The sequence below is a fragment of the Acinetobacter sp. CIP A162 genome, assembly GCF_000367905.1.
In the GTDB taxonomy this organism is placed as follows: Bacteria; Pseudomonadota; Gammaproteobacteria; order Pseudomonadales; family Moraxellaceae; genus Acinetobacter; species Acinetobacter lwoffii.
The window spans coordinates 737,697-761,049 of the sequence record NZ_KB849159.1; the positions used below are offsets into that span (position 1 = coordinate 737,697).

At 42.4% G+C, this 23,353-nt stretch carries 20 protein-coding genes and 1 pseudogene; 9 read left to right on the forward strand and 12 right to left on the reverse strand.

All coding sequences use genetic code 11. The features are described from left to right. Positions 1-106: 106 nt before the first annotated feature. The 10 genes from F995_RS09910 to F995_RS09955 all read right to left on the reverse strand — a co-directional run bounded on the left by F995_RS09910 (position 107) and on the right by F995_RS09955 (position 10,735). Positions 107-664, reverse strand: coding sequence for a GNAT family N-acetyltransferase (locus F995_RS09910; protein ID WP_004646697.1), 558 nt, complete (start codon positions 662-664; stop codon positions 107-109). Positions 665-706: 42 nt separating this feature from the next. Further along, on the reverse strand, positions 707-2,449 hold the full coding sequence (locus F995_RS09915; protein WP_004646698.1) for a DUF262 domain-containing protein: 1,743 nt from the start codon (positions 2,447-2,449) through the stop codon (positions 707-709). Positions 2,450-2,567: 118 nt separating this feature from the next. Next, the gene (gene purD / locus F995_RS09920; RefSeq protein WP_004646699.1) at positions 2,568-3,851 is read right to left on the reverse strand and encodes a phosphoribosylamine--glycine ligase; all 1,284 of its coding nucleotides are present in this window, start codon (positions 3,849-3,851) and stop codon (positions 2,568-2,570) included. 140 nt (positions 3,852-3,991) lie between these two features. Continuing rightward, on the reverse strand, positions 3,992-5,566 hold the full coding sequence (purH, locus tag F995_RS09925) for a bifunctional phosphoribosylaminoimidazolecarboxamide formyltransferase/IMP cyclohydrolase (protein ID WP_004646700.1): 1,575 nt from the start codon (positions 5,564-5,566) through the stop codon (positions 3,992-3,994). Between the two features lie 95 nt (positions 5,567-5,661). Beyond that, positions 5,662-5,931: a DNA-binding transcriptional regulator Fis gene (gene fis, locus F995_RS09930; RefSeq protein WP_001086304.1), complete on the reverse strand. Its 270-nt coding sequence runs from the start codon at positions 5,929-5,931 to the stop codon at positions 5,662-5,664. Between the two features lie 398 nt (positions 5,932-6,329). Next, positions 6,330-7,208, reverse strand: coding sequence for a DUF3426 domain-containing protein (locus F995_RS09935; protein ID WP_004646701.1), 879 nt, complete (start codon positions 7,206-7,208; stop codon positions 6,330-6,332). Positions 7,209-7,223: 15 nt separating this feature from the next. Further along, positions 7,224-8,129, reverse strand: a complete 906-nt coding sequence (prmA, locus tag F995_RS09940) for a 50S ribosomal protein L11 methyltransferase (protein ID WP_004646702.1) — start codon at positions 8,127-8,129, stop codon at positions 7,224-7,226. Positions 8,130-8,260: 131 nt separating this feature from the next. Then, on the reverse strand, positions 8,261-9,148 hold the full coding sequence (locus F995_RS09945; protein WP_004646703.1) for a bile acid:sodium symporter family protein: 888 nt from the start codon (positions 9,146-9,148) through the stop codon (positions 8,261-8,263). A gap of 87 nt (positions 9,149-9,235) precedes the next feature. Beyond that, positions 9,236-10,123 carry a bile acid:sodium symporter family protein gene (locus F995_RS09950; RefSeq protein ID WP_004646704.1) on the reverse strand — a complete coding sequence of 296 codons (888 nt, stop codon included), beginning with the start codon at positions 10,121-10,123 and terminating at the stop codon, positions 9,236-9,238. A 144-nt stretch (positions 10,124-10,267) separates the two neighbouring features. After that, positions 10,268-10,735, reverse strand: coding sequence for a hypothetical protein (locus F995_RS09955; RefSeq protein ID WP_004646706.1), 468 nt, complete (start codon positions 10,733-10,735; stop codon positions 10,268-10,270). Positions 10,736-10,989: 254 nt separating this feature from the next. On the opposite strand from F995_RS09955, the gene mnmG reads away from it, so the two are divergent. The 3 genes and pseudogenes from mnmG (at position 10,990) to F995_RS09975 (ending at position 14,850) form a co-directional block, all read left to right on the forward strand. After that, positions 10,990-12,870: a tRNA uridine-5-carboxymethylaminomethyl(34) synthesis enzyme MnmG gene (gene mnmG, locus F995_RS09960; protein WP_004646707.1), complete on the forward strand. Its 1,881-nt coding sequence runs from the start codon at positions 10,990-10,992 to the stop codon at positions 12,868-12,870. 314 nt (positions 12,871-13,184) lie between these two features. Continuing rightward, a pseudogene (mhpT, locus tag F995_RS17170) lies at positions 13,185-14,390 on the forward strand (3-(3-hydroxy-phenyl)propionate transporter MhpT). A gap of 133 nt (positions 14,391-14,523) precedes the next feature. After that, positions 14,524-14,850 carry a hypothetical protein gene (locus F995_RS09975; RefSeq protein ID WP_004279890.1) on the forward strand — a complete coding sequence of 109 codons (327 nt, stop codon included), beginning with the start codon at positions 14,524-14,526 and terminating at the stop codon, positions 14,848-14,850. A gap of 49 nt (positions 14,851-14,899) precedes the next feature. Here F995_RS09975 and glnG read toward each other — a convergent pair whose 3' ends face one another. Together glnG and glnL are read right to left on the reverse strand one after the other, a co-directional pair. Then, on the reverse strand, positions 14,900-16,375 hold the full coding sequence (gene glnG / locus F995_RS09980; protein ID WP_004646710.1) for a nitrogen regulation protein NR(I): 1,476 nt from the start codon (positions 16,373-16,375) through the stop codon (positions 14,900-14,902). Continuing rightward, positions 16,362-17,471: a nitrogen regulation protein NR(II) gene (gene glnL / locus F995_RS09985; RefSeq protein ID WP_004646711.1), complete on the reverse strand. Its 1,110-nt coding sequence runs from the start codon at positions 17,469-17,471 to the stop codon at positions 16,362-16,364. The genes glnG and glnL overlap by 14 nt, the downstream gene beginning before the upstream one ends. 341 nt (positions 17,472-17,812) lie before the next feature. Between glnL and rimO the strand changes: the two genes are divergently transcribed. The 6 genes from rimO to ispC all read left to right on the forward strand — a co-directional run bounded on the left by rimO (position 17,813) and on the right by ispC (position 23,351). After that, entirely contained in the window at positions 17,813-19,156 is a 1,344-nt protein-coding gene (gene rimO, locus F995_RS09990) for a 30S ribosomal protein S12 methylthiotransferase RimO (RefSeq protein WP_004646712.1), read from the forward strand. Between the two features lie 46 nt (positions 19,157-19,202). Beyond that, positions 19,203-19,931, forward strand: a complete 729-nt coding sequence (pyrH, locus tag F995_RS09995) for a UMP kinase (RefSeq protein WP_004646713.1) — start codon at positions 19,203-19,205, stop codon at positions 19,929-19,931. An 80-nt stretch (positions 19,932-20,011) separates the two neighbouring features. Then, a complete protein-coding gene (gene frr / locus F995_RS10000) occupies positions 20,012-20,566 on the forward strand; it encodes a ribosome recycling factor (RefSeq protein ID WP_004279885.1) in 555 nt (184 codons plus the stop codon). A gap of 7 nt (positions 20,567-20,573) precedes the next feature. Further along, complete coding sequence (gene uppS / locus F995_RS10005) at positions 20,574-21,326, forward strand: polyprenyl diphosphate synthase (RefSeq protein ID WP_004646714.1); 753 nt, start codon at positions 20,574-20,576, stop codon at positions 21,324-21,326. A gap of 3 nt (positions 21,327-21,329) precedes the next feature. Beyond that, positions 21,330-22,154: a phosphatidate cytidylyltransferase gene (locus F995_RS10010; protein WP_004646715.1), complete on the forward strand. Its 825-nt coding sequence runs from the start codon at positions 21,330-21,332 to the stop codon at positions 22,152-22,154. Then, a complete protein-coding gene (ispC, locus tag F995_RS10015) occupies positions 22,155-23,351 on the forward strand; it encodes a 1-deoxy-D-xylulose-5-phosphate reductoisomerase (protein ID WP_004646717.1) in 1,197 nt (398 codons plus the stop codon). It begins immediately after the preceding gene. The last annotated feature ends 2 nt before the right edge of the window (positions 23,352-23,353 follow it).

Below are 23,353 nucleotides of genomic sequence, written 5' to 3' on the forward strand. Positions count from 1 at the left end.
AATGAAGAAAATTCGAGTATTAACGAGATAAATCTTTCCTTTCTATTAACTAAGCGAGTCAGTATCTGATCTTGGTTTTCTTAGGTCATGATACTGCAAGCTTGTTTTAACAGAAGGGAATATGCAGATAATCTGAACGCTGTTTTTCATAGAGTACGTGTCTACACAAGATATGATCGGCAGGTACAAGCGGATGGTCAAACTCTCCTACTTTTTCTAAGCTAATGTTTTGCATGACACGTTCTGAGGGCGTGTTGACGCATGCAGTAAAAGAAATGACTTTCTCGAGTCGTAGAGTTCTAAAGGCATATTTCAGTACCGCTTTGGCCCCTTCAGTGGCATAGCCTTGATTCCAGTATTGTGGTAGCAAGCGCCAGCCAATTTCAGGGGCATCAGCAATTTTAAGCTCAGGTGGATGCACGTGTAAGCCAATAGATCCGATAAATTCGCCTGTGGTTTTCAATTCTACGGCAAAGGCTCCCCAACCGCGTTTTTCGATATCTGTGCGGATACGTTCAAGAAAAGCAGTTGCCTCAGTCGCATCGAGATTTTTAGGGAAGTAGCGCATGACCTCTTTATCTGCACACATTTGGATAAATGGAGCTATGTCAGAGTCTTGACATTGGCGCAGGATCAGGCGAGGGGTTTGGATATAGCTAATCATAGATTTCACAAATAAAAACCCGCTATAGCGGGTTATAATAAATTAATTTGCAAGTAATAAGTCTTCAGCTCTTAGATATTGAAAGAATGCATCTAAAATTAGATTATTACGACTAATAATGTCTTCTTCATCAAATTTATTTTTTTGAATCAGTAGAGATATTTCATCAATTTGGCTCGGTTTTGAGTAACTGCCTCTACGTACTTCACCACTATAAATTTTTTGTTTATCTTCAAAACGATAATCAGAAGCCCTAATGTTTATACTTTCCTCAAGTAATATTTTATTCCCTAGCAATTCAAGATGTTCAACTTTCTCAAGTCCTTGTTCCATTTGATAACGTTTTTTAGCAAAGATATGTTCTATATGGAAGCTTTCATTAAGGTTAAGCAATGGTTGGTTTTTCAATGTGAAGGCATACCACGTGAGTATGGAACGAGTAATACTGCGTTGATTTGTGAATTTATAAGTTTCAAATAAGGTTCTAGTATGAGTTTCATCAAATCTATATTTTGAAAATGAGACATCATTGTTGTTGACTAGATTAACCATTTCATCAAAAGCAGGAGTTCTGAGTGCATTAACTCCAGGATTTGTAATAGCATATGTATATATAAATGCAGTAATTTTATTTAGAAATTGGAGAAATAACTCATTATCTAGTAAATTTTTGTGATCCTTAAAATGTAAAAAATAGGTGGAAACCAAATTTTGCCACATACCATTGGGAGCATAATTTAGTATGTAGAGTTTTTTTAGAACTTCATTAGAAAATTTTGAATTATCTTGAATTTTGATACTCTGCCAGAAAGCTGCTAGTTTTTTTAAGTCCAGCATTGTGTTTTCTGAATTAAGATATTGATATTTGTTACGCTCATAAAACTTTCTCAAAGCTTCGGTCGATGTGCTTTTATTACCTTCAAGTGCTCGTAAGTAATACATATAGCGCGTGAATAATTCATCCATTGGTGTAGTTGTGCTATGTGTAAAAATATCATTACAAACTTTTTCAAGGTTTTTCCATTCCTCAATGAAATCATCCTTTTTGCCTAATTTCGTATAGAATTTATAAAATTGAGCTTTAAAAATATCTGCATCGGATAAAGGTAGACCACGATCGTTTAGGGTTGAGAAAATACGTAAAGCAGTATCTTGTGAATCCGCTTCGATAGGTAATAGGATGCAATTTCCTAAAATACGAGCGGGTAAGTAAGCGAAATAGCTTGGAAAGTTTTGTAAAAAACTATCGATTCTCTTTTGAAAAAATTGATAATTTTTTACATATTTATTTTCACTATTTACTTGAATAGAGCCTGTTCTTAGTAGTTTTAAAAATTCTTCTTTATCATCATCGGTAGCTACTTCAGAATCAATTTTTAACTCTGTCTTGATGGCTTCACCAAAAGTATCCGTTTTCCAAATGCATTTCTCAATGCGTTGCCGTGTTGACTTAGAGCTTTGATCTTGCATATTGGTAAATTTGTCAAAAAAAGCTCTTAGAAGTAACATCAAAGTTGTGAGTCGTTGTTGTCCATCAATTACTTCGGATTGATCGTTATCATTTTTATATGTGACAATGGAGCCTAAAAAATATTCATCTTTTCTATCATCAAATTGGTCTGCATTATTGTCTGGAAAAGCAAAATTAAAAATATCATCCCATAAGGTTTGGCATTGCTCTTCATCCCATGCATAAGGTCGCTGATAATCAGGTATTAAAAAATCTGCACGTTTATCTGAAAAAAGTTCGTAAACTGTTTTTTGGTCAACATTAAGTTTAGACATAAGCCCCCCAACCCCTCAATTTTATTGGTGCATAATTTTATGTAATCTATTCATTATCATGCATATTATAGAAAAACCCCGAACGAATCGGGGGTTTTTTAATTAATCTAAATTCAGATTAAGCATTTTCACGCGCAATCGCACGGTAACCAATATCTTTACGATATTGAACGCCGTCGAATGTCACTTTTTCGCAAAGCTCTAACGCTTTTTCTTGTGCTTCACCAATCGTGTTACCAAGCGCAGTTACGCAAAGCACACGACCACCAGCAGTAACGATGTCACCATTTTCATTGGCTTTAGTACCTGCATGGAACACTTTCGCATCAGTCATTTCAGTGTCTAAACCTGAAATTACATCACCATTGCTTGAAGTTTCTGGGTAACCTTTCGACGCTAAAACGATACCAACAGTCTTGCGCTCATCCCATTCAGCTTCAGCAGGTAAGTTACCTGCAATACCAGCTTCAACGAGATCTACCAAAGATGATTTTAAACGCATCATGATCGGTTGAGTTTCAGGGTCACCAAAACGGCAGTTAAACTCGATCACTTTAGGTTGACCTTGTTCATCAATCATCAAGCCTGCGTATAAGAAACCTGTGTAAACATGACCATCTGCTTTCATGCCGTCAACAGTCGGACGCATCACTTCTTTCATGGTTTTTTCAAATACGTCAGCCGTCACAACAGGAGCAGGAGAGTAAGCACCCATACCGCCAGTGTTCGGACCTTGGTCGCCTTCAAAAATACGTTTATGGTCTTGAGAAGTTGCCATCGGCAAGATGTTGTCGCCATCAATCATACAAATGAAAGATGCTTCTTCACCCGCAAGGAATTCTTCGATCACAACACGAGAACCTGCATCACCAAATTTGTTGCCTGCAAGCATGTCGTCAATCGCATCGAATGCTTCTTGATTGGTCATTGCAACGATTACGCCTTTACCTGCAGCAAGACCGTCAGCCTTAATCACGATTGGCGCACCATTTTTCTCAACAAATGCTTTCGCAGCATCTACTTCAGTGAACACATCATAGAATGCTGTTGGAATGTTGTGGCGTTTTAAGAAGTGCTTGGCAAAAGCCTTAGAGCCTTCAAGCTGTGCAGCAAATTGAGTTGGACCCCAAATTTTAACGCCAGCTTCACGGCATGCATTTACAACACCATTTACAAGTGGTGCTTCAGGACCAACAACCACTAAATCAACCGCATTGTTTTTTGCAAAGTCGATAATTGCAGCGTTGTCTAAAATATTTAAGGCAACATTTTCGCATTTATTTTCTGTTGCAGTACCTGCATTACCTGGTGCTACAAATACTTTTGCGACTTTGTCATCTTGCGCGATTTTCCATGCCAATGCATGTTCACGACCGCCATTACCCAAAACTAAAACGTTCATCTTTTATAATCCTGTTTAAAAGAAATCCCCACATCTCCAAAAGGAGAATCCCATTTTTGCAGTACTTGACGTACAAAACCCTCCTTAGAAAAGGAGGGCTAGGGAGGATTTAAAAAATTAAATGAATCTTCATGTGTCTATTAATGACGGAAGTGACGCATACCAGTGAAGACCATTGCAATACCAGCTTCGTCAGCTGCTGCAATTGTTTCTTCATCACGCATAGAACCACCCGGTTGAATAATGCATTTGATACCTGCTTTGGCAGCGTTATCAATACCATCACGGAATGGGAAGAATGCGTCAGATGCCATTACCGCACCTTCAACCACTAAACCAGCATGTTCAGCTTTGATTGCAGCAATACGGGCAGAGTTTACACGGCTCATTTGGCCAGCGCCGACACCAATGGTTTGACGGTTTTTAGCATACACAATCGCGTTAGATTTTACGTATTTCGCCACTTTCCAAGCGAAGATCATGTCATCAATTTCTTGTTCAGTCGGCGCACGTTTGGTCACAACTTTAAGGTCATCTTTAGTGATCATGCCCAAGTCTTGATCTTGAACTAACAAACCGCCGTTTACGCGTTTGTAGTCAAGTTGCGATTGACGCGCATCGATTGCTGGGAGTTCGCCACATACAAGTACACGTACATTTTTCTTCGCACCTGTTACTTCAAGAACGCCTTCAGCAACACTCGGTGCAATGATCACTTCAACGAATTGACGATCAACAATGGCTTGTGCAGTTGCAACGTCTAATTCACGGTTGAATGCAATGATGCCACCGAATGCAGATTCAGGATCTGTTGCATACGCAAGATCATAAGCTGCTTGAATACCGTCTAGAGAAACTGCAACGCCACATGGGTTCGCGTGTTTAACGATCACACAAGCAGGCTTCGCAAATGATTTCACACATTCAAGTGCTGCATCAGTATCTGCGATGTTGTTATAAGAGAGTTCTTTACCTTGAAGCTGTTTCGCTGTTGAAACAGAAGCTTCAGTCGCTGTGTCTTCTACATAGAATGCAGCAGCTTGATGCGGGTTCTCACCGTAACGAAGGTCTTGAACTTTGTTCAATTGAGTATTGAAAGTACGTGCAAATTTGTCTGCCTGACCTTCTTCTTTACCTACGCGAGCGCCTAAGTAAGATGCGATCATGCCGTCATATTGAGCAGTATGTTCAAATGCTTTTACTGCTAGGTCAAAACGAGTTGCATGAGATAAAGCACCCTCAGCTTTAAGCTCGGCAACGACAGTTGCATAGTCAGAAGCATTTACGATGATACCTACAGATGCATGGTTTTTTGCTGCAGCACGAACCATGGTAGGACCACCGATGTCGATGTTTTCGATAGCATCAGCAAGTGAACAGTTTGGTTTGGCTACCGTTGCAGCAAATGGATAAAGGTTTACAACGACTAAATCAATAGCATCAATGTTGTGTTCAGCCATCACAGCTTCGTCTAGACCACGACGAGCCAGGATACCCCCATGAATTTTTGGATGTAGTGTTTTTACACGGCCGTCCATCATCTCTGGAAAACCTGTATGCTCCGAAACTTCAACTACAGCCACATTATTGTCTTTCAACAATTTGTAGGTACCACCTGTAGATAAAATTTCTACCCCTAGAGCAGCAAGTTCTTGTGCAAATTCAACAATACCAGTCTTGTCAGACACAGAGATTAAAGCGCGTTTAATAGTCATGATCTTCGTCACAGTTTTCAAGGAACAGAATAAAACAAAATCAGCAATTTACAGGTTAAAAAAAATGCCTGCGGAAGCCGCAAGCATTTTATCATTTATTCACTCATTAAACCGTGAGCTTTTAACTTTTTACGTAAAGTACCACGGTTGAGTCCGAGGATCTCGGCAGCACGTGTTTGGTTACCACGTGTATATTCTAGAACTACAGATAGAAGAGGTTTCTCCATTTCTGCTAGCACCATGTCGTATACCTGAGATGGTTGCTCGCCCTGCAGTTGTGCAAAATAGTGGCGAACTGCGCGATCTACGTGGATACGTAAAGCAACATCAGATTGTGCAGTAAAAATAGGAGATTTGCTATTCATGCGAATTAATCCGAAAAACAAATATCACTTGGGTAAAGTGATATATAAAAGTGGTCTAGAAATTGAAATGAACTCCATTTTAGATCCTAAAACGGAAGTTCTAAAACTTAGTCATTACATTGAGCCTGTAGCTTGACACATCTCTGCGATTTGGTCGAAAAATAAGCGTAACAATAGTTAAAGTTTTGTTACTGACCAAAATCAAAACAAAAAAATCTGCACGATACGCAATAAATTTTATAGCGCATTAGGCAAGACTGTATTTGTTGTGAAAAAGTCGCGAGGAGTTGCAGCACATAGCTTTCGTGGCGCGTATCATACCATTGTCTAAGCAAAAGTGAGCAAGAAAACTGCATTTTTTTTAACTTTTTTTAATTTTTTAATGCTTTCTCAGCAGATTAGGGGCGAATTATTTCCAAAGTATAGCGATCAAAGCTTTTACGATCGACTGGAAGCTTAAATTTGAATTTAAACGGGCTGTTTTTTGGGATGCGCTGAATATTGACCAGACTTTCAATCAGGTACTCTTCGGAGGACAGGTTATAAGTTGCAATCACTTCACCGCGATGTTCCAGATTGATTCTTAAAATTGGTAAAGCCAGACTACGGTCATGAAAATTAATCAGCTCACCGCTAAACTCAGCTTCATTATTACCGGTTGCCTTGATTTTGACTTTATTAACCTGAATTAGTGTGTAGTATTTTTCCAGATTGGAACAATTAAACACTTCACAAGCACTGTTAAAGGCCAGACTCATGACGTGACTGTTTTTGATGTATTGCGGATTGAACCAGAAAAATTGAAACAGCAGCAGGCTGAACAGCGACAGATTAAGTAAACTCCAGCCTATATAGTACATTGGCCCACGTTTGGTTTGTTTTTCTGCCTGATCTTCCCAATTCATGCTCGGCAGGACTGAAATCGGCTCGGTACTGAAATAATTCAGGTTATTTAAATAGGTTTCCAGGTCAATATTGGAATGTTCAACTTTTTGATCAAAAATCTGTAGCAGGCTATGACGATGGTGCTGCTGATCCGTGTGATAAACACCTGAGTTATTTTGAGCATTAGTTTTGCTGAATTCGCTGGAGTTTGATTGAGCGTGAGACATTGAGGCAGTGACCGAATTCCGGGTTTCGGTCACCAAATGCGATAAGGCATTAAATGAGGTGGTACATTTAGGACAGCAAACCATTCCCTGCGCAACGGTGAGTTGAGCAACTGTGACCTTATAGGTGGTGGAACAGGTAGGGCAATGGGTTCTTTTGTCACTCATGGATTATTTATAGGCTCATTCGTTCTTATGGCGTTTACCCGAGATACGGCACCAGTGCTCATCTCGTTTTTCTACCTCTAATATATCAAAATAATTTGAGTAAATGCTAGTAACATCAGCAACTTGCTCTTCAATAACACCCGCAAGTGCGAACTGTCCCTCAGATTTGATTAAAGTTGCGAACTCGGGAGCCAGCATCATCAGTGGTGCTGCCAGAATATTGGCAACAAATACGTCAGCTTTGGTATTGCCGAGCTCATCTCTAAATTCTTCTGGCAGTCCGACATAAAGTTTGTCCAGTACGCCATTCAGTTCAGCGTTTTGCTGAGTCGCCAGTACAGCTTGTGGGTCGATATCAGTAGCATATGCTTTTTTCGCACCTAATAGCAGTGCAGCTACCGCGAGAATACCTGAGCCACAGCCATAATCGATGACAATTTTATCTTTCACATCAATCTTGCCGAGCCATTGTAAGCACAGGAAAGTTGAAGCGTGGTTGCCTGTTCCGAAAGCCAGACCTGGATCAAGCTTGATGTTTACCGCATCGGCATCAGGTGCTTCCATCCATTCGGGTACGATCCAGTATTTATCAGCAATCTGAATTGGCTCATAGGCATCCATCCAGGTGCGTTCCCAAGCCTGATCTTCAATCAGTTCATGACGGATCGGAGCATCTGGCATTTGTGCACGAATAAAGGTTTCTAGTGCGGTAACATCAATTTCTTCGCCTTCTTCCTGCGCATAAATACCGGTCACAATCACTTTATTCCAGAGTGGTGTTTCACCTGGAAGTGGTTCCAGCAAATCCTGGTTTTCAGCATCATCCAAAGTCACACTCACTGCGCCTAGCGAGCTGAGTAATGTCTCAGTAAAATCAACCTGAGCCTGTTCAACCGTAATATGAATTTGTAACCACTTCACAGAAATAACCTTTATACATTTTTCAAAAAGCTATTGTAACGGAAGTTCAGACTCAACGCTGCTATCTTCTTGATCCATTCCCAAAATAAAAAGGATGCCTGAGGCATCCTTTGAACAGTTCCAGAGCTTATCTAATCCAGATTCGTTAAAGGTGTTTGCGCCGGGAGTGGTGCAAGCCGGTTCAACAGACTGCCAAAAATTGCAGCAAAGATATACATAAAGATAGAATAAACCGCGGCTGGCATCGCCACAGCAGCACTGCCAATCACGGTCAGGGCAATGGTCATGGCGAGGGTGCTGTTATGAATGCCAATTTCAAATGCACTGGCACGGGCTTGAGCGCTATTAATATTCAGTAGTCGCGGAATCAGATAACCAATACTCAGGCTCAGGATGCAGAACAAGGCAGTCGCCAGACCCACCTGGGTCAAGTATTCACCGATATTGCTGCGCTCTTTGATGAGTGTGGCAATAATAATCAGCACCAAAAAGCCAATCGAAAAAATCCGCAGCGGCCGATTCAGTTTTGCGGTCACGCCTGGTGCATAGCGCCGAATCAACATGCCAATTCCCACCGGAATCAGGATGATCGCAAAGACTTGCAGAATCTTGCCGAATTGCAGGCCAACTTGCTGGCTATCCTGCATAAAATGCATGATCGAAAAATTAATAATTAAAGGTAAGGTAATCGCTGCGATGACTGAGTTGATAGCAGTCAAAGTGATATTGAGGGCTAAGTCACCTTTAAACAGATAGCTAAACAGGTTGGCTGTTGCACCCCCGGGCGAAGCCGCCAGGAGCATCAACCCGACTGAGAGTAATGGGGTTAAAGCGAATAGCTTGCAGAGTAAAAAGGCAATGCCAACCAGAATAACCAGTTGGCAGAACAATGCTATAAATACGGCTTTGGGGTGACGAGTGACACGGCTAAAGTCCCGAGGCGTCAGTTCAAGGCCCAGTCCCATCATGATGATTGCAAGTGCCAGCGGCAGTAATATCGTTATAAGGCCAGAATCCATCTGTATGCTCCTTGTCGAAAATTGTTTTAATACTTCTGATTTTCTTTGGAAAAGCATACAGCCTTATAGCAGAATCAGCCAAATAAATTACAAATCTGATAAACGCCCTTTGTTGCTATACACCACTTGCTGGCGGCTAATTAGCACACCGAAAATAGTGGCGAAACTGTACATGAAAATTGTATAAATGCCTGCAGGAATAGCCATCGTGACATTATTTAAGACCGATATCGCAATCGTCAGCGCAATGGCAGTGTTATGAATGCCAATTTCAAAGGTACAGGCGCGTGCCATTTTCTCTGGAATACCCATGAGTAAAGGAATGCAATAGCCAATAAACAGGCTGGAAAAACATAAAATCGCAGTTACTGCACCAATATTGGCAAAGTATTCGACCAAATTCGAACGTTCTCTGAAAATGGCGAATATCAATAGGATGGTTAGAAAACCGATAGAGAGTAAGCGCATGGGCCTGCTGACAGTAATTGACAGGTTTGGAAATTTGGCCCGAAGCAGCATACCCATGATCACGGGAATCAAGGTAATTAAAAACACCTGCACAATCTTTTCAGCTGGAAAAGTCACGTTTGAGTCATGACTCATAAAGTAGTGTAAGGATAGATTGATAATAAAGGGTAGGGTAAAAATAGAAATGATGGTATTAATGGCGGTTAGAGTAATATTCAGTGCCACATCACCTTTATATATGTAGCTAAACAGGTTCGCGGTTGGGCCGCCAGGTGAGGCGGCTAGCAACATCAGACCTACAGCAAGCAAAGCGGGCAAGTCCAAAATCAGACAAATAAAAAAAGCAATGCTGGGTAACAGTACTAACTGCGCAAATAAAGTAATAAAAATGACTTTAGGATAGCGACTTAAGCGCAGGAAATCTTTGATGGTGAGTTCTAGCCCCAGCCCCATCATCATGATTGCCAATGTAATTGGCAAAAAAACGCTAAAAAACCCCGAATCCATGAATTTGCCTTTTTATTATACATTTATAGATATATTTTGAGTTTAGCCTAGATGAATAAATAAGTAATAAAAAACGGGCAAAATGCAGTCACTTTGCCCGTCAAAACTTTTACTTGAAATCTAAACTATTTAGATATATATCGGCTACATACCTGGCTGGCCTTGCATTGGTGAGTCAGGCTGTGCTGGCTGGTTCATCTGATGCTGCATTGGTTGGCTTTGCATCGGTGGCTGCATTGGCTGACTTTGCATCTGAGATTGTCCCTGAGGGCGTGGTGGCATAAAGCCTAATGCACATTTACCTTTGACTTCGGCACCATTAATGGTGGCAGTGGTTGCACCACTGTTGCCGCTACAAGTACTCATGAGTTCGGCTTCATCGCCTTTGATTGAAGCGTTTTTGGATGAAGCGAAAAACTGCGGTTCACAGGTACCATTCCAGATAATGCCGCGATGGGCAAAACTGACTTGTGCACCTTGGGATTTGCCTTTACAAACCTGTTGGTACTTTTGTGTATTATAAATGGTTTCGACCTTATCATTCGCTGATGCAGCAAACGGCGCAAAACATAAACCACATAGAACGGTTGAGAGGAAAATATTCTTATTCATCTTTTATACCTTTGTTTGTAATGTAACCAACATATAGATTAAAAAATGCGCGAGATTAAACAATGCAAATCGAGTAAATTTCTCAGCTTATATGTTTAATTTATATAGTTCCTCTGCAAAGTTAAATTACAGCGCTTTATTGTTATGCGAGTTAAGTGCGATTTATCTCAGGATAAATTCAACTGAATTTGTCTACTTTAGAGTGAAATTTGCTATAATGCTCAGCTATTCTTTTTTATCTCTCAATTACCACTATGCATTATCCTAAAGTATACGATGTCATTGTTATCGGTGGCGGTCACGCCGGTACGGAAGCGGCTCTGGCTGCAGCGCGTATGGGTCGACAGACTTTACTCTTAACTCATAACATTGAGACTTTAGGGCAGATGAGCTGTAACCCGGCCATCGGTGGTATTGGTAAATCGCATTTGGTGCGTGAAATTGATGCCTTGGGCGGTGCGATGGCACTGGCTGCCGATAAAGGCGGTATTCAATTCCGTATTTTGAACTCGCGTAAAGGTGCTGCAGTACGTGCAACACGTGCGCAGGCGGACCGTGTACGTTATAAAGCGGCTATTCGCGAAACATTAGAAAACCAAGCAAACCTTGATATTTTTCAGCAAGCCGCAGATGACCTGATTGTTGAAGGCGATACCGTTAAAGGTGTGGTTACCCAAATGGGTATCCGTTTTGATGCGAAAACTGTGGTGCTGACAGCAGGTACATTCTTAGGTGGTGTCATCCACGTTGGTCTGGAGAAATCTAGCGGTGGTCGTGCGGGTGATCCGCCGTCAATTTCCTTGGCACATCGTTTGCGTGAACTTCAACTTCCAGTGGGTCGTTTAAAAACAGGTACACCACCACGTATTGACGCGCGTTCAGTGGATTTCTCTGTGATGACACCACAGCCGGGTGATTTCCCATCTCCGACCATGTCATTCATGGGGGATGTGTCTATGCATCCTGAGCAGGTAAATTGCTATATCACGCATACCAATGAACGCACGCATGAAATCATTCGTGGCGGTTTAGACCGTTCACCGATGTACACGGGTGTGATCGAAGGTGTTGGACCACGTTATTGCCCATCGATTGAAGATAAGATTCACCGTTTTGCCGATAAAGATTCTCACCAAGTCTTCTTGGAGCCTGAAGGCTTGGATACACATGAGCTTTATCCAAATGGTATTTCGACTTCTTTACCGTTCGACGTTCAGTTTGAACTGGTTCGCTCGATCCGTGGTATGGAAAATGCGCACATTCTTCGTCCGGGCTATGCCATTGAATACGATTACTTCAACCCACAAGCGTTGAAATTTACCCTTGAAACCAAAGCAATTAATAACTTGTATTTCGCCGGTCAAATCAACGGCACAACCGGTTATGAAGAAGCGGGTGCGCAGGGTTTGCTTGCAGGCTTGAACGCTGCACGCCGTGCTTGGGATCAGGAGCAATGGACGCCAAAACGTGATGAAGCATACATGGGTGTTCTGGTCGATGACCTGATCACATTAGGTACCAAAGAACCATACCGTATGTTCACCTCACGTGCCGAATACCGTTTGATGCTGCGTGAAGATAACGCAGATCAGCGTTTAACAGCCATTGGTCGTGAAATGGGTCTGGTGGATGACGCGCGTTGGGCAGTGTACTGTGAGAAAATGGAAGCAGTGGAAAAAGAAACAGGCCGTTTGCAACACTTGTGGGCCGCACCAAATAACCCAATGGGCAAGAAATTCGTTGAGATGACCGGTGCAGACCTGTCTAAAGAATGTTCGGCGATTGATTTGTTGAAACGTCCAAACATTTCATTTGCTCAAATTGCAGAGTTAACCAATTCTGAAGTATCACCATTTGTCGGTGAGCAAATTGAAATTGCAGTGAAATATGCGGGTTATATTAATCGTCAGCATGAAGACGTCGCACAAATGAAACGTCTTGAAGAAACCCGTATTCCTGCGGATTTCGATTATGACATCGTGTCAGGTCTGTCCCGTGAAATTACCCTGAAACTGAAAGATGTTCGTCCTGAAACATTGGCGCAAGCCAGTCGTATTCCAGGTGTAACCCCTGCAGCAGTTCAACTGGTGATGATTACAATTCGTAAGAATGCACAAGCAAAGAAATCTGCTTAAGATTTTGCGCTAAAAAAGCCCGCATTAAGCGGGCTTTTTATCGGCTTGTAGTTTTGTATAAGTTTTGACTATCGTTGAATTAAAAATAACTACTATTAAATTAAGTTATTGATAAATATATATAATAAATATTATCAAGATGTATTAAGTCTATAAATACAATCTTTTAGGTCTAATTTAGATGATATTTACACATGCTGATGTGCTTAAACCCGACTATTGTCGTGCTATTTCTCTATTAAGATTAGGTTAAGAATAATGCAACGGATCGTCAGACTATTAAACGGTTTGTGAATTATTGATGGAGATCAGTCATGGCACAGTCATACAGCGAAAAAGCCCAAAAAATATTAACGATATTCTTATGTTTCTGGGTCGCATTTTTTGAAGGTTTTGACCTTCAAGTTCCCGGGATTGCGGCGAAAGGAATTGCAGCAAGCTTTGGTTTAGATCAAATCCAAATGGGCTATGTATTTAGTCTGGGTGTCTTTGGAATGCTGTTTGGCGCATTCTTTGGCGGACGTATTGCAGATTATCTAGGACAAAAGAAAGTCCTAATGCTTTCTGTGACTATTTTTGGTCTGTTCATGTCGTTGACTGCAATTGCGCCAAGCATCGAAGTTTTATATGCAGCGCGTTTCTTTACTGGTTTGGGTTTAGGTGCGGCAATGCCAACCATGATTTCAGTCGTCGGTGATGAAGCAACGGAAGCCAACCGTGGCAAGCTAAATAGTCTGATGTATTGTGGTTTGCCGGTAGGGGCGATCTTTGTTGCCGGTCTGGCCATGTTGCTTCCGGAGATTCAATGACAAACCTTGTTCCTGATTGGGGGATTAACGCCTTTAGCACTGATTCCATTGATGGCATTTATTCTTAAAGATAAGCCTAAAGTGAATGCGGAAGTACCGGTTTCTGGCGAAGCTGTGCCGGGAATGGCTGAGGTGTTGTTCAAGCAGCGACAGTATAAAAATACAGTGCCTCTTTGGGTTGGCTTCTTTTTTACCTTGATGATCAATTATATTTTGATTAGCTGGTTGCCAAATTTACTTATGGAACAAGGTTTGCAGAAACAGCAGGCATTTTTGGTGATGTTGGTGTTCCAGGTGGGCGCTGTCATTGGAACCCTAAGCCTGGGTTATTTACTGGACCTTTTAAAGCTCTGGCAAATGGCGACTATCATTTATAGTGGCTTGTTTGTTGCCTTGGTATTGCTATTCACCACAACTTCTATTCCGTTATTAATTTTGGCGGGAGTCATGGGGGGTATTTTCTCTACAGGTGGCCAATCTATTCTGTATGGGATCTCACCAATTTTTTATTCAGGCGCAGGTAAAGTCACCGGTGTGGGTAGTGCGATCTCTCTAGGACATTTAGGGGCGATGACTGGACCATTATTAACTGGAAAAATTCTGGCATTAGGTTTGGGAACGACGGGCATTCTTGTGGCAAGTTTGCCAGCAGTGGTCGTATCGGCAGTAGCTGTCACCGCACTATCACGTTATAAGGCTGCTCATAAGTAATTGATCATTGATATCTGTCAATACAAAAAGGGAATCTGAAGATTCCTTTTTTTATCGTCGAGGTTTTTAATTGAATAAAGTCAGTCCATAAAATTTGCTAAAATATACGGATAGTAAACAGATTGATTTTTATATGGCTTATCAACTTATTCCACTCTCGATTCAGGCCACTGATAATATTGCCTGTCCACATTGTCAGCACAACGTGATTGATTGGGCAGAAGAGCAGTATGTGCAACCTTGTGAACATACCCTGTTTATTGCCATGGATATTGGCTTTGAATATATGACGGATGAATTCGAGCACAGCATGCCGCGTTCTGTAGATGATCTGCATGCCAATGATGATCAGGTGAATATGCTGGATGAAATCACCCAAGCGACTTATTCAAATTATCTGATATATAAGTCTGATCTGGGCATAGATGGGTATTTCCGCTATGTGGGTTTTACTGCATAAATCATCATCAATAAAAAAGCGCCAATCGGCGCTTTTTTATATGGAAAGATTAACTTTCTATTTCTTCTTCGATTTCATCATCCGTAGTATCCATGCCCAATTCTTTAAGCTTGCGCGTTAAAGTGTTGCGACCCCAACCTAAAAGTTCTGCGGCATGACGTTTACGGCCACGGGTTTGTTGCAAGGCTGCATTGATCAAGGTGCGTTCAAACATTGGCGTCGCAACATCCAGAAGTTTCATTTCACCATTTTTGAGTTTCTGCATCGCCCATTGACCCAGCAATTCATCCCAGTGATGCGGTGCGATCTGGTTCAGCGTTGGAATTGGCGCACCCGGATCCTGCTGATGAATTGGAATCTGTTTCAGCTCAGGTGGCAAGTCTTCAGGATAGACTTCACGACCTGTGATCATGACAGTCAGCCAGCGACAGGTATTTTCAAGTTGACGCACATTACCTTGCCATGGCAATTTCTGCATATATTCTTGGGTTTCAGGACGTAATATCTTTGGATTGACCCCAAGTTCCTTTCCGGCACGCGCCAGAAAATGCTGCGCCAGCATCGGAATATCTTCACTGCGATGTGCCAGTTTTGGAATATGAATACGAATTACATTCAGTCGATGATACAAGTCTTCACGGAAACGACCATCATGAACCAGTTTTTCCAGATCCTGATGTGTCGCTGCCACGATACGCACATCGACCTTAACCGGAATATGACCGCCAACTCGGTAGAACTCTCCATCGGCTAGGACACGCAATAAACGGGTCTGGGTCTCAAATGGCATATCGCCAATTTCATCTAAAAACAGCGTACCGCCATTTGCCTGTTCAAAACGACCTTGGCGCTGGGTATTAGCACCGGTAAATGCACCTTTCTCATGGCCGAACAGTTCAGTTTCGATCAGGTCTTTTGGAATCGCCGCCATATTGAGGGCAATAAAAGGTTTTGAACTGCGTGGTGAATGACGATGCAGGGCATGAGCTACCAGTTCTTTACCTGTACCAGACTCACCATTAATCAACACGGTAATATGCGATTGTGATAAACGGCCAATGGCACGAAACACTTCCTGCATGGCAGGCGATTCACCAATAATCTCGGTAGATTGAATTGGTGGGGCGGCTTTTGCTGATTCTTGTTGCTGTAGCTTGGTGATATGTAAAATCGCACGATTTACCAGCGCCAGTGCTTCATCAATATCAAAAGGCTTAGGTAAATATTCAAAAGCACCGGTTTGATAACTGGATACAGCCGACTCTAAGTCTGAATGCGCCGTCATAATAATCACAGGCAAGTCAGGATAATTGTGTTTAACCTTGCCCAGGAAGGTAAGACCATCAATTCCTGGCATACGGATATCGGTCAAAATCACATCGGGTGCTTCCAGACTCAGTTGATCCAGTGCAGATTGTGCTTCTTCAAAACTGGTAACGTCCAGACCTTCCTCTTTAAACGTCTTTTCCAGTACCCAGCGCATGGCGCGATCGTCATCAATCACCCATATTTTATTTCGCGACATGATTTGACTCCCAAGGTAAATATAAGCTAAAGACGGTTTTTCCAGCTACCGACTGACACTCGATCATGCCGTTGTGCTGATGAATAATATTTTGAGCAATACTGAGGCCCAGTCCGGTCCCTTTGGCACGGCTGGTGACCAGCGGATAAAACACCGATTCGATAATCTCTTCCGGCACACCTGGGCCATTGTCTTCAATATCAATCCGTACCACAGAGCGGTGAATCACCCCGTTAATAGTAAAAAGACGCTGGATCCGGGTTCTTAAAATCAGTTCCGGTTGATGTTCGACAAAGAATTCCTTGTTTTCGGTCATGGCCTGTACGGCATTGGCGCAAATATTCAAAATGACCTGAATCAATTGGTCACGGTCTGCCAGAACTTCCGGTAAGGACAAGTCGTAATCCCGGATAATCTTGATTTTCTTTTTGGTCTGGTTGGCAATCAGTGAACGTACACGTTCCAAGGGTTCATGGACATTGACCAGTTCATAGCTCGGAAGCTGGCGTGAGCCGAGCATGGTATCGGCCAGATTTCTCAGTCGATCCACTTCGCTAATGATAATGTCGGTAAATTCTTTGTATTGTGGATCATTCAAACTACGTGCCAGTAATTGAGTCGCGCCACGAATGCCACCGAGTGGATTTTTGATTTCATGCGCGACACCGCGAATCAGCTGACGCGCTACCTGATGCTGTTGCAGCAGATTTTCTTCGCGTGAAATTTTTAACATGCGATCGCGAGGATTGAGTTCGATGAGCAGTAGCGGATGATAAGGTTTACCCAGATTTAGCTGAGAAACAGTGTAGTCGACATGAATGTCTTTAAAGTTGACCAGAATAGTGGCTTCGCGGCGTGTATAAGGTTGTCCCGTAGTTAAAGTATTATTCAGGGCTTCTTCGGTATTGAACTCATCTGTCGGGTTTTGCAAAATATTGAGCACAGATGTGCCGCTCGCGCGGAATAAGCTCACATCAAATAAGGCTTCACAGGCAGAATTCAGATAATAAATATTAAGATCGCGGTCTATCAATAAGATACACGTGGTCATATTGTCCACTAAAGCACGATAGTCGATCGGAATAATTTGATCCATTCGCGGGTTTGTTCCTGTATTAAAATGGCGCAATGGCATCTTCATAAAGCAATTTAATCAATTTTAAGTTCTGATTTGATGCAAGATGCACGCCAACTTTTATGACGAGAGATTATTTATTGCGATGAAATGCAGAAATGTGACAGAGCAACACAATTCATCTTAGATATAGCGGATTAAATTGAAGCTGTAAATCTAAAATGATTCATTTTGGTGCATGAGTGGGTATGTTGAATATTTTATGGCAATATTTTAGTGCATGATGCAAAGAGTCAGGTTTTCAACTATTTTTATGATGCGAAAAGACATACAATACGCGCATTCTAGTAGAGCGAAAATTCATGAAGTCCCCCAAAGTCGGTTTTGTATCTTTAGGTTGTCCTAAGGCATTGGTAGATTCTGAACGTATTTTAACCCAGTTAAAGACTGAAGGTTATGACGTCGCTTCGGATTATGACGGTGCTGATTTAGTTGTAGTAAATACCTGTGGTTTCATTGAATCCGCAGTGCAAGAATCGCTAGATGCGATTGGTGAGGCGATGAGCGCGAATGGTCGCGTGATCGTAACAGGTTGTCTAGGTAAAGACGAAGACAAGATTCGCCAAATGCATCCCAATGTCCTGAAAGTGACAGGTGCAGCGGCATATAAAGAAGTTATGGATGCGGTTCATCAATACGTACCTGAGCCGCCAAAACACAATCCATTTATTGATCTGGTTCCAGAGCAAGGCATCCGCCTGACGCCAAAACACTATGCTTATCTGAAAATATCTGAAGGCTGCAACCATCGTTGTACCTTCTGTATTATTCCAAGCATGCGTGGCGATCTGGTTTCACGTCCAGTCGGTTCTGTGCTTGATGAAGCTGCAGCGCTGAAACGTGCCGGTGTAAAAGAAGTACTCGTCATCTCCCAGGATACTTCTGCTTATGGCCTGGACACGAAATACAAGCTGGATTTCTGGAATGGCCAGCCGGTTAAAACCAAATTCTATGACATGTGTGAAGCATTAGGTCAGTTGGGAATCTGGGTGCGTTTGCACTATGTTTACCCGTATCCGCATGTGGATGCTGTGATTGACCTGATGGCACAAGGTAAAATCCTGCCTTATCTGGATATTCCATTCCAGCACGCGAGTCCAAAAATTCTCAAACTGATGAAACGCCCTGCGCACAGTGAAAATACACTGGAGCGTTTGAAAATCTGGCGCGAGAAATGTCCTGATCTGGTGTTGCGTTCAACATTTGTGGTGGGCTTCCCGGGTGAAACTGAAGAAGACTTCCAGATGTTACTGGACTGGCTGAAAGAAGCCCAGCTGGATCGTGTGGGATGTTTTACCTATTCGCCAGTTGAAGGTGCGACAGCAAATGATTTGCCAGATCACGTTCCTGAAGAAATTAAACAAGAGCGTTATGAGCGTTTCATGCAGGTTCAGCAAGAAATCTCGGCAGCCAAACTCCAAAAACGTATCGGTCAGACCATGACTGTGCTGGTAGATGACCTGGAAGATGAATTCCCGGTAGCGGTTGCGCGTTCTTATGCAGATGCACCTGAAATTGATGGTAATGTTTTTGTTGAAGATATCGATAAAAGCGTCATCAAGGCGGGGGATTTACTTGAAGTCGAAATTACTGATGCAGATGAATACGATCTGTATGCAAAACTCATTTCAGTCAAGTCTGCTTAAGATTTTGAATTAAAAAAATTTAAATTGAATACTTTGGAGTTTGATGATGTTGGATTCTAAAAAGCCACGCTTTGGTCGCATCCTGTTAAAGCTTTCTGGTGAGGCGCTGGCAGGCAATAAAGACATGGGGATCGATGCACAAGTGCTCGATCAGATGTCACTTTCTATTGCGCACCTCGTGGGTTTAGGCGTACAAGTAGGTATTGTTGTGGGTGGTGGTAACCTGTATCGCGGTAGCCAGCTACAAAAAGATGGTCTGGTTGGCCGTGTAACTGGCGACCAGATGGGTATGCTGGCAACAGTCATGAACGGTTTGGCACTTCGCGACGCTTTGGTGCGCCGTAATATTAAAACCCGTTTAATGTCTGCATTGCCGATTGGTGCTGTAGTTGAGTCTTACTCAAGCCGTGATGCGATCCGTTACCTGACTCAGGGTGAAGTGTGTGTATTCGTGGCAGGTACAGGTAATCCGTTCTTTACGACAGATACTGCTGCTTGTTTACGTGGTATCGAAATCGAATCAGACTTGATTTTGAAAGCGACCAAAGTTGATGGCGTATATAACAAAGATCCAAGCAAATATGATGATGCGGTTAAATATGACACATTGACTTTTGACCAGGTTCTGGACGAAAAGCTGGGTGTAATGGACTTAACTGCAATCTGTTTATGTCGTGATCACAACGTGCCGCTACAAGTATTCGATATGAATAAATCTGGCGCATTGCTTTCCGTTGTGATGGGTGAAAAAGAAGGGACTCACGTTACCAATTAATGACGTGAGCACCAAAGCACTTTATACTACACGCTAATTTAGTAATAACCTCTTTTCAAGAATTAAGTAAGGAAGATCATATGATTAACGATCTTAAAAAAGACAGCGAAGACCGTATGAACAAAACTCTAGAATCTCTAGAGCATGGTTTTGCAAAAGTTCGTACCGGTCGTGCGCATCCATCAATTTTAAATAACGTGATGGTTTCTTACTATGGTTCAGACGTTCCATTGAACCAGGTGGCAAACGTAGGTGTTGAAGATTCACGTACTTTGTTAATCCAGCCTTTCGAACGTTCAATGGTTTCTGCAATTGATAAAGCGATTCGTGAATCTGACTTGGGTCTGAACCCAATTACAGCAGATGCGATTCGTGTACCGATGGCGGCGTTGACTGAAGAAACGCGTCGTGACATGCAAAAAGTTGCGCGTAATGAAGCAGAAAATGCCAAAGTAGCGATCCGTAACATCCGTCGTGATGTATTGGGCGATATCAAGGCTTTGTTGAAAGAAAAAGAAATTTCTGAAGACGAAGAGCGTCGTGCTGCTGACGAAATCCAGAAAATTACTGACAAATTTGTTGCTGAAGTTGACAAGCGCTTGGCTGCGAAAGAAGCTGAATTGATGAAGGTCTAATTCATCGATGACCGTTGCTGAAGAAAATCCCCGTCTTCCGAAACATGTTGCCATCATCATGGATGGCAACAATCGTTTTGCCAAAAAAAATCAGATGCAGAAAGGTGATGGACACCGTGAAGGAAAAACGGTTCTGGATCCGATTGTTGAACACTGTAAAAAAAGAAATATCCAGGCTTTAACTGTATTTGCCTTTTCCAGTGAAAACTGGAATCGTCCACAGTTTGAAGTTGAATTGCTCATGAAATTGCTGGTTGACACCATTCATGAACAATTACCCCGCATGGAAAAATTCAATATTGCCTTACGCTTTATCGGTGATCGCAGCCGTTTGTCCCCAGAATTACAGGGGCTTATGTTGCATGCCGAAGAAAGGACTGCTAATTTCAATAGTATGACACTCACTATTGCAATCAGTTATGGTGGTATGTGGGATATGGCACAAGCTGCACAGCGAATTGCCAGCGATGTTTTAACAAATAAATTAGATCTTGATGCAATTAATACTGATGTATTTGGTCAATATGTCAGCCTTGGTGATTTACCTGCAGTTGATCTGCTGATTCGTACGGGTGGGGACTTCCGTCTGTCGAATTTCCTGTTGTGGCAGGCAGCCTATGCAGAGCTGTATTTCACTGAGACGCTATGGCCAGAATTTACCGTTGAAGAACTTGATGATGCACTTGCCGTATTTGGCGGGCGTGAACGTCGTTTTGGTAAAACATCAGAACAGATTCATCAGGAAAAACTTGAGAATTAATACATGTTTGAGCGGATTATAACCGCATTGGTGTTGGTAGCAGTTGTACTGAGCTGTATGTTTGCTACTGAATCACATTATCCAATGTTTGTATTGATGGTTCTTGCTGCTGGGGTGGCCGGTTATGAGTGGTTCAAACTCATGCCGCGAAAATTTAAATATGTCATCAAACCTGTTGCTTGGGGATATGGAGTGCTCACTGCAGCACTTTCAGCTTTGGCATTGTATTTTGCCGAAGTTGCCTTATTGTTATGGGTGGCTTCTATAATTACTTGGTTGCTCAGCATTTACTGGGTTAAAACCTATCCTGAATATGATGGCTGGTACAACGCCAGCCTGCACGGAATCGGCGTAGTTCTGATCTCTGCTGCGGTTACTGCAATTTTCTCTGTCTGGCAAAGTTCACCGTGGTGGCTGATGTACCTGTTTTTACTGGTATGGGGCGCAGATAGTGGTGCGTATTTTGTGGGTCGTAAATTTGGCAAGAAAAAGTTGGCGCCGAATGTTAGTCCTAATAAATCTGTGGAAGGGCTGTATGGTGGTATTGTTACTTCAATGCTGATTGTAACGGCAGTTGCCTTACTTTATCTGGATATGACCTGGCCAGAACTGATTTTATTCCTGATTCTCTCTGTGGTTACAGTATTTAGTTCGGTACTGGGTGACCTGTTTGAATCCATGATCAAACGTCGTGCCGGTATTAAGGATTCAGGTCGAATTTTGCCAGGACATGGCGGAGTACTGGATCGTATTGATTCTTTGCTTGCTGCAGCTCCAATCTTTGCAGCAGGTATGGCTGTTTTAAAACTTATTGGTGTAGATTTATAAATGTCACAAGCAGTTTGTATACTGGGTGCTACAGGTTCCATTGGTCAAAGTACTTTAAAAATCTTGCAGCGACATCCTGAAGCATACTCGGTTTTTGCTGTGACCGCGCAAAGTCGTATCGAGGAGCTGGTTGAAATTTGCCGGCAATACCGTCCTAAAGTGGCGGTGGTGCCGGCTGAAAAAGTAGATGAACTCTCAAAACGACTCCAGCAACATCATTTGGCTAATATTGAAATTCTGCAAGATGAAGCCGGTTTAATTGCTGTGGCTGAACACGCTGATGTTGATATTGTGATGGCAGCAATCGTTGGGGCTGCAGGATTATTGCCGACATTGGCTGCTGTGAAAGCGGGTAAACGCGTACTGTTGGCCAATAAAGAAGCTTTGGTGATGTCGGGTGACATCATGATGCAGGCAGCGCGCGATCATGGGGCATTACTGCTTCCCGTTGACTCTGAACATAACGCGATTTTCCAATGTCTGCCACAGCATTATTTTGAGGCAGAGCGTCATGGCAAGCCCAAACTGGGTGTATCCCAGATTCTGCTGACCGCGTCGGGTGGGCCGTTTCTGAACCATAGCATGCAGCAACTTGAAGAGGTCACACCTGCCCAAGCTTGCAAGCATCCTAACTGGTCCATGGGTCAAAAAATTTCAGTCGATTCTGCTACCTTGATGAATAAAGGTTTAGAATTGATCGAAGCCTGCCATTTGTTTGCAGTTCAAGAACAATTTGTTACAGTTGTTGTGCATCCACAGAGTATTATTCACTCCATGGTTCAATACGTTGATGGTTCGACTTTGGCACAAATGGGTAATCCAGATATGGGCACGCCTATTGCACATGCTTTGGCATGGCCTGAGCGTATTAGTACGCATGTGGCGCCACTGGATCTGTTTATGCATTCACAACTTAATTTTCAAGAACCGGATATGCTCCGTTTCCCTGCATTAAAACTGGCCCGTCAGGCCATGCAGAGTGGCGGAATTGCACCTACGATTTTAAATGCGGCCAATGAAATTGCAGTTGCTGCATTTTTAAATCAACAGATCAGATTTACCCAAATTCCTCAGGTAGTTGAGCATGTCCTAAATCAGATGGACAATCAACCTGCACATGATCTGGACGCTATCTTGCAAGCAGATCAAATGGCACGAGGTGTATCACAGCAATACGTTGTGAGTAAAGGAAGTTAAGA

What these genes read in the sequence shown, in the direction of transcription:
- frr (WP_004279885.1), top strand. Translation starts at nt 20,012, where the DNA reads ATGATTAACGATCTTAAAAAAGACAGCGAAGACCGTATGAACAAAACT.
- pyrH (WP_004646713.1), top strand. Translation starts at nt 19,203, where the DNA reads ATGTTGGATTCTAAAAAGCCACGCTTTGGTCGCATCCTGTTAAAGCTT.
- glnG (WP_004646710.1), bottom strand. Translation starts at nt 16,375, where the DNA reads ATGTCGCGAAATAAAATATGGGTGATTGATGACGATCGCGCCATGCGC.
- purD (WP_004646699.1), bottom strand. Translation starts at nt 3,851, where the DNA reads ATGAACGTTTTAGTTTTGGGTAATGGCGGTCGTGAACATGCATTGGCA.
- F995_RS09950 (WP_004646704.1), bottom strand. Translation starts at nt 10,123, where the DNA reads ATGGATTCGGGGTTTTTTAGCGTTTTTTTGCCAATTACATTGGCAATC.
- mnmG (WP_004646707.1), top strand. Translation starts at nt 10,990, where the DNA reads ATGCATTATCCTAAAGTATACGATGTCATTGTTATCGGTGGCGGTCAC.
- F995_RS09945 (WP_004646703.1), bottom strand. Translation starts at nt 9,148, where the DNA reads ATGGATTCTGGCCTTATAACGATATTACTGCCGCTGGCACTTGCAATC.
- fis (WP_001086304.1), bottom strand. Translation starts at nt 5,931, where the DNA reads ATGAATAGCAAATCTCCTATTTTTACTGCACAATCTGATGTTGCTTTA.
- rimO (WP_004646712.1), top strand. Translation starts at nt 17,813, where the DNA reads ATGAAGTCCCCCAAAGTCGGTTTTGTATCTTTAGGTTGTCCTAAGGCA.
- purH (WP_004646700.1), bottom strand. Translation starts at nt 5,566, where the DNA reads ATGACTATTAAACGCGCTTTAATCTCTGTGTCTGACAAGACTGGTATT.
- uppS (WP_004646714.1), top strand. Translation starts at nt 20,574, where the DNA reads ATGACCGTTGCTGAAGAAAATCCCCGTCTTCCGAAACATGTTGCCATC.
- F995_RS10010 (WP_004646715.1), top strand. Translation starts at nt 21,330, where the DNA reads ATGTTTGAGCGGATTATAACCGCATTGGTGTTGGTAGCAGTTGTACTG.
- ispC (WP_004646717.1), top strand. Translation starts at nt 22,155, where the DNA reads ATGTCACAAGCAGTTTGTATACTGGGTGCTACAGGTTCCATTGGTCAA.
- glnL (WP_004646711.1), bottom strand. Translation starts at nt 17,471, where the DNA reads ATGGATCAAATTATTCCGATCGACTATCGTGCTTTAGTGGACAATATG.
- F995_RS09975 (WP_004279890.1), top strand. Translation starts at nt 14,524, where the DNA reads ATGGCTTATCAACTTATTCCACTCTCGATTCAGGCCACTGATAATATT.
- F995_RS09935 (WP_004646701.1), bottom strand. Translation starts at nt 7,208, where the DNA reads ATGAGTGACAAAAGAACCCATTGCCCTACCTGTTCCACCACCTATAAG.
- F995_RS09915 (WP_004646698.1), bottom strand. Translation starts at nt 2,449, where the DNA reads ATGTCTAAACTTAATGTTGACCAAAAAACAGTTTACGAACTTTTTTCA.
- F995_RS09955 (WP_004646706.1), bottom strand. Translation starts at nt 10,735, where the DNA reads ATGAATAAGAATATTTTCCTCTCAACCGTTCTATGTGGTTTATGTTTT.
- F995_RS09910 (WP_004646697.1), bottom strand. Translation starts at nt 664, where the DNA reads ATGATTAGCTATATCCAAACCCCTCGCCTGATCCTGCGCCAATGTCAA.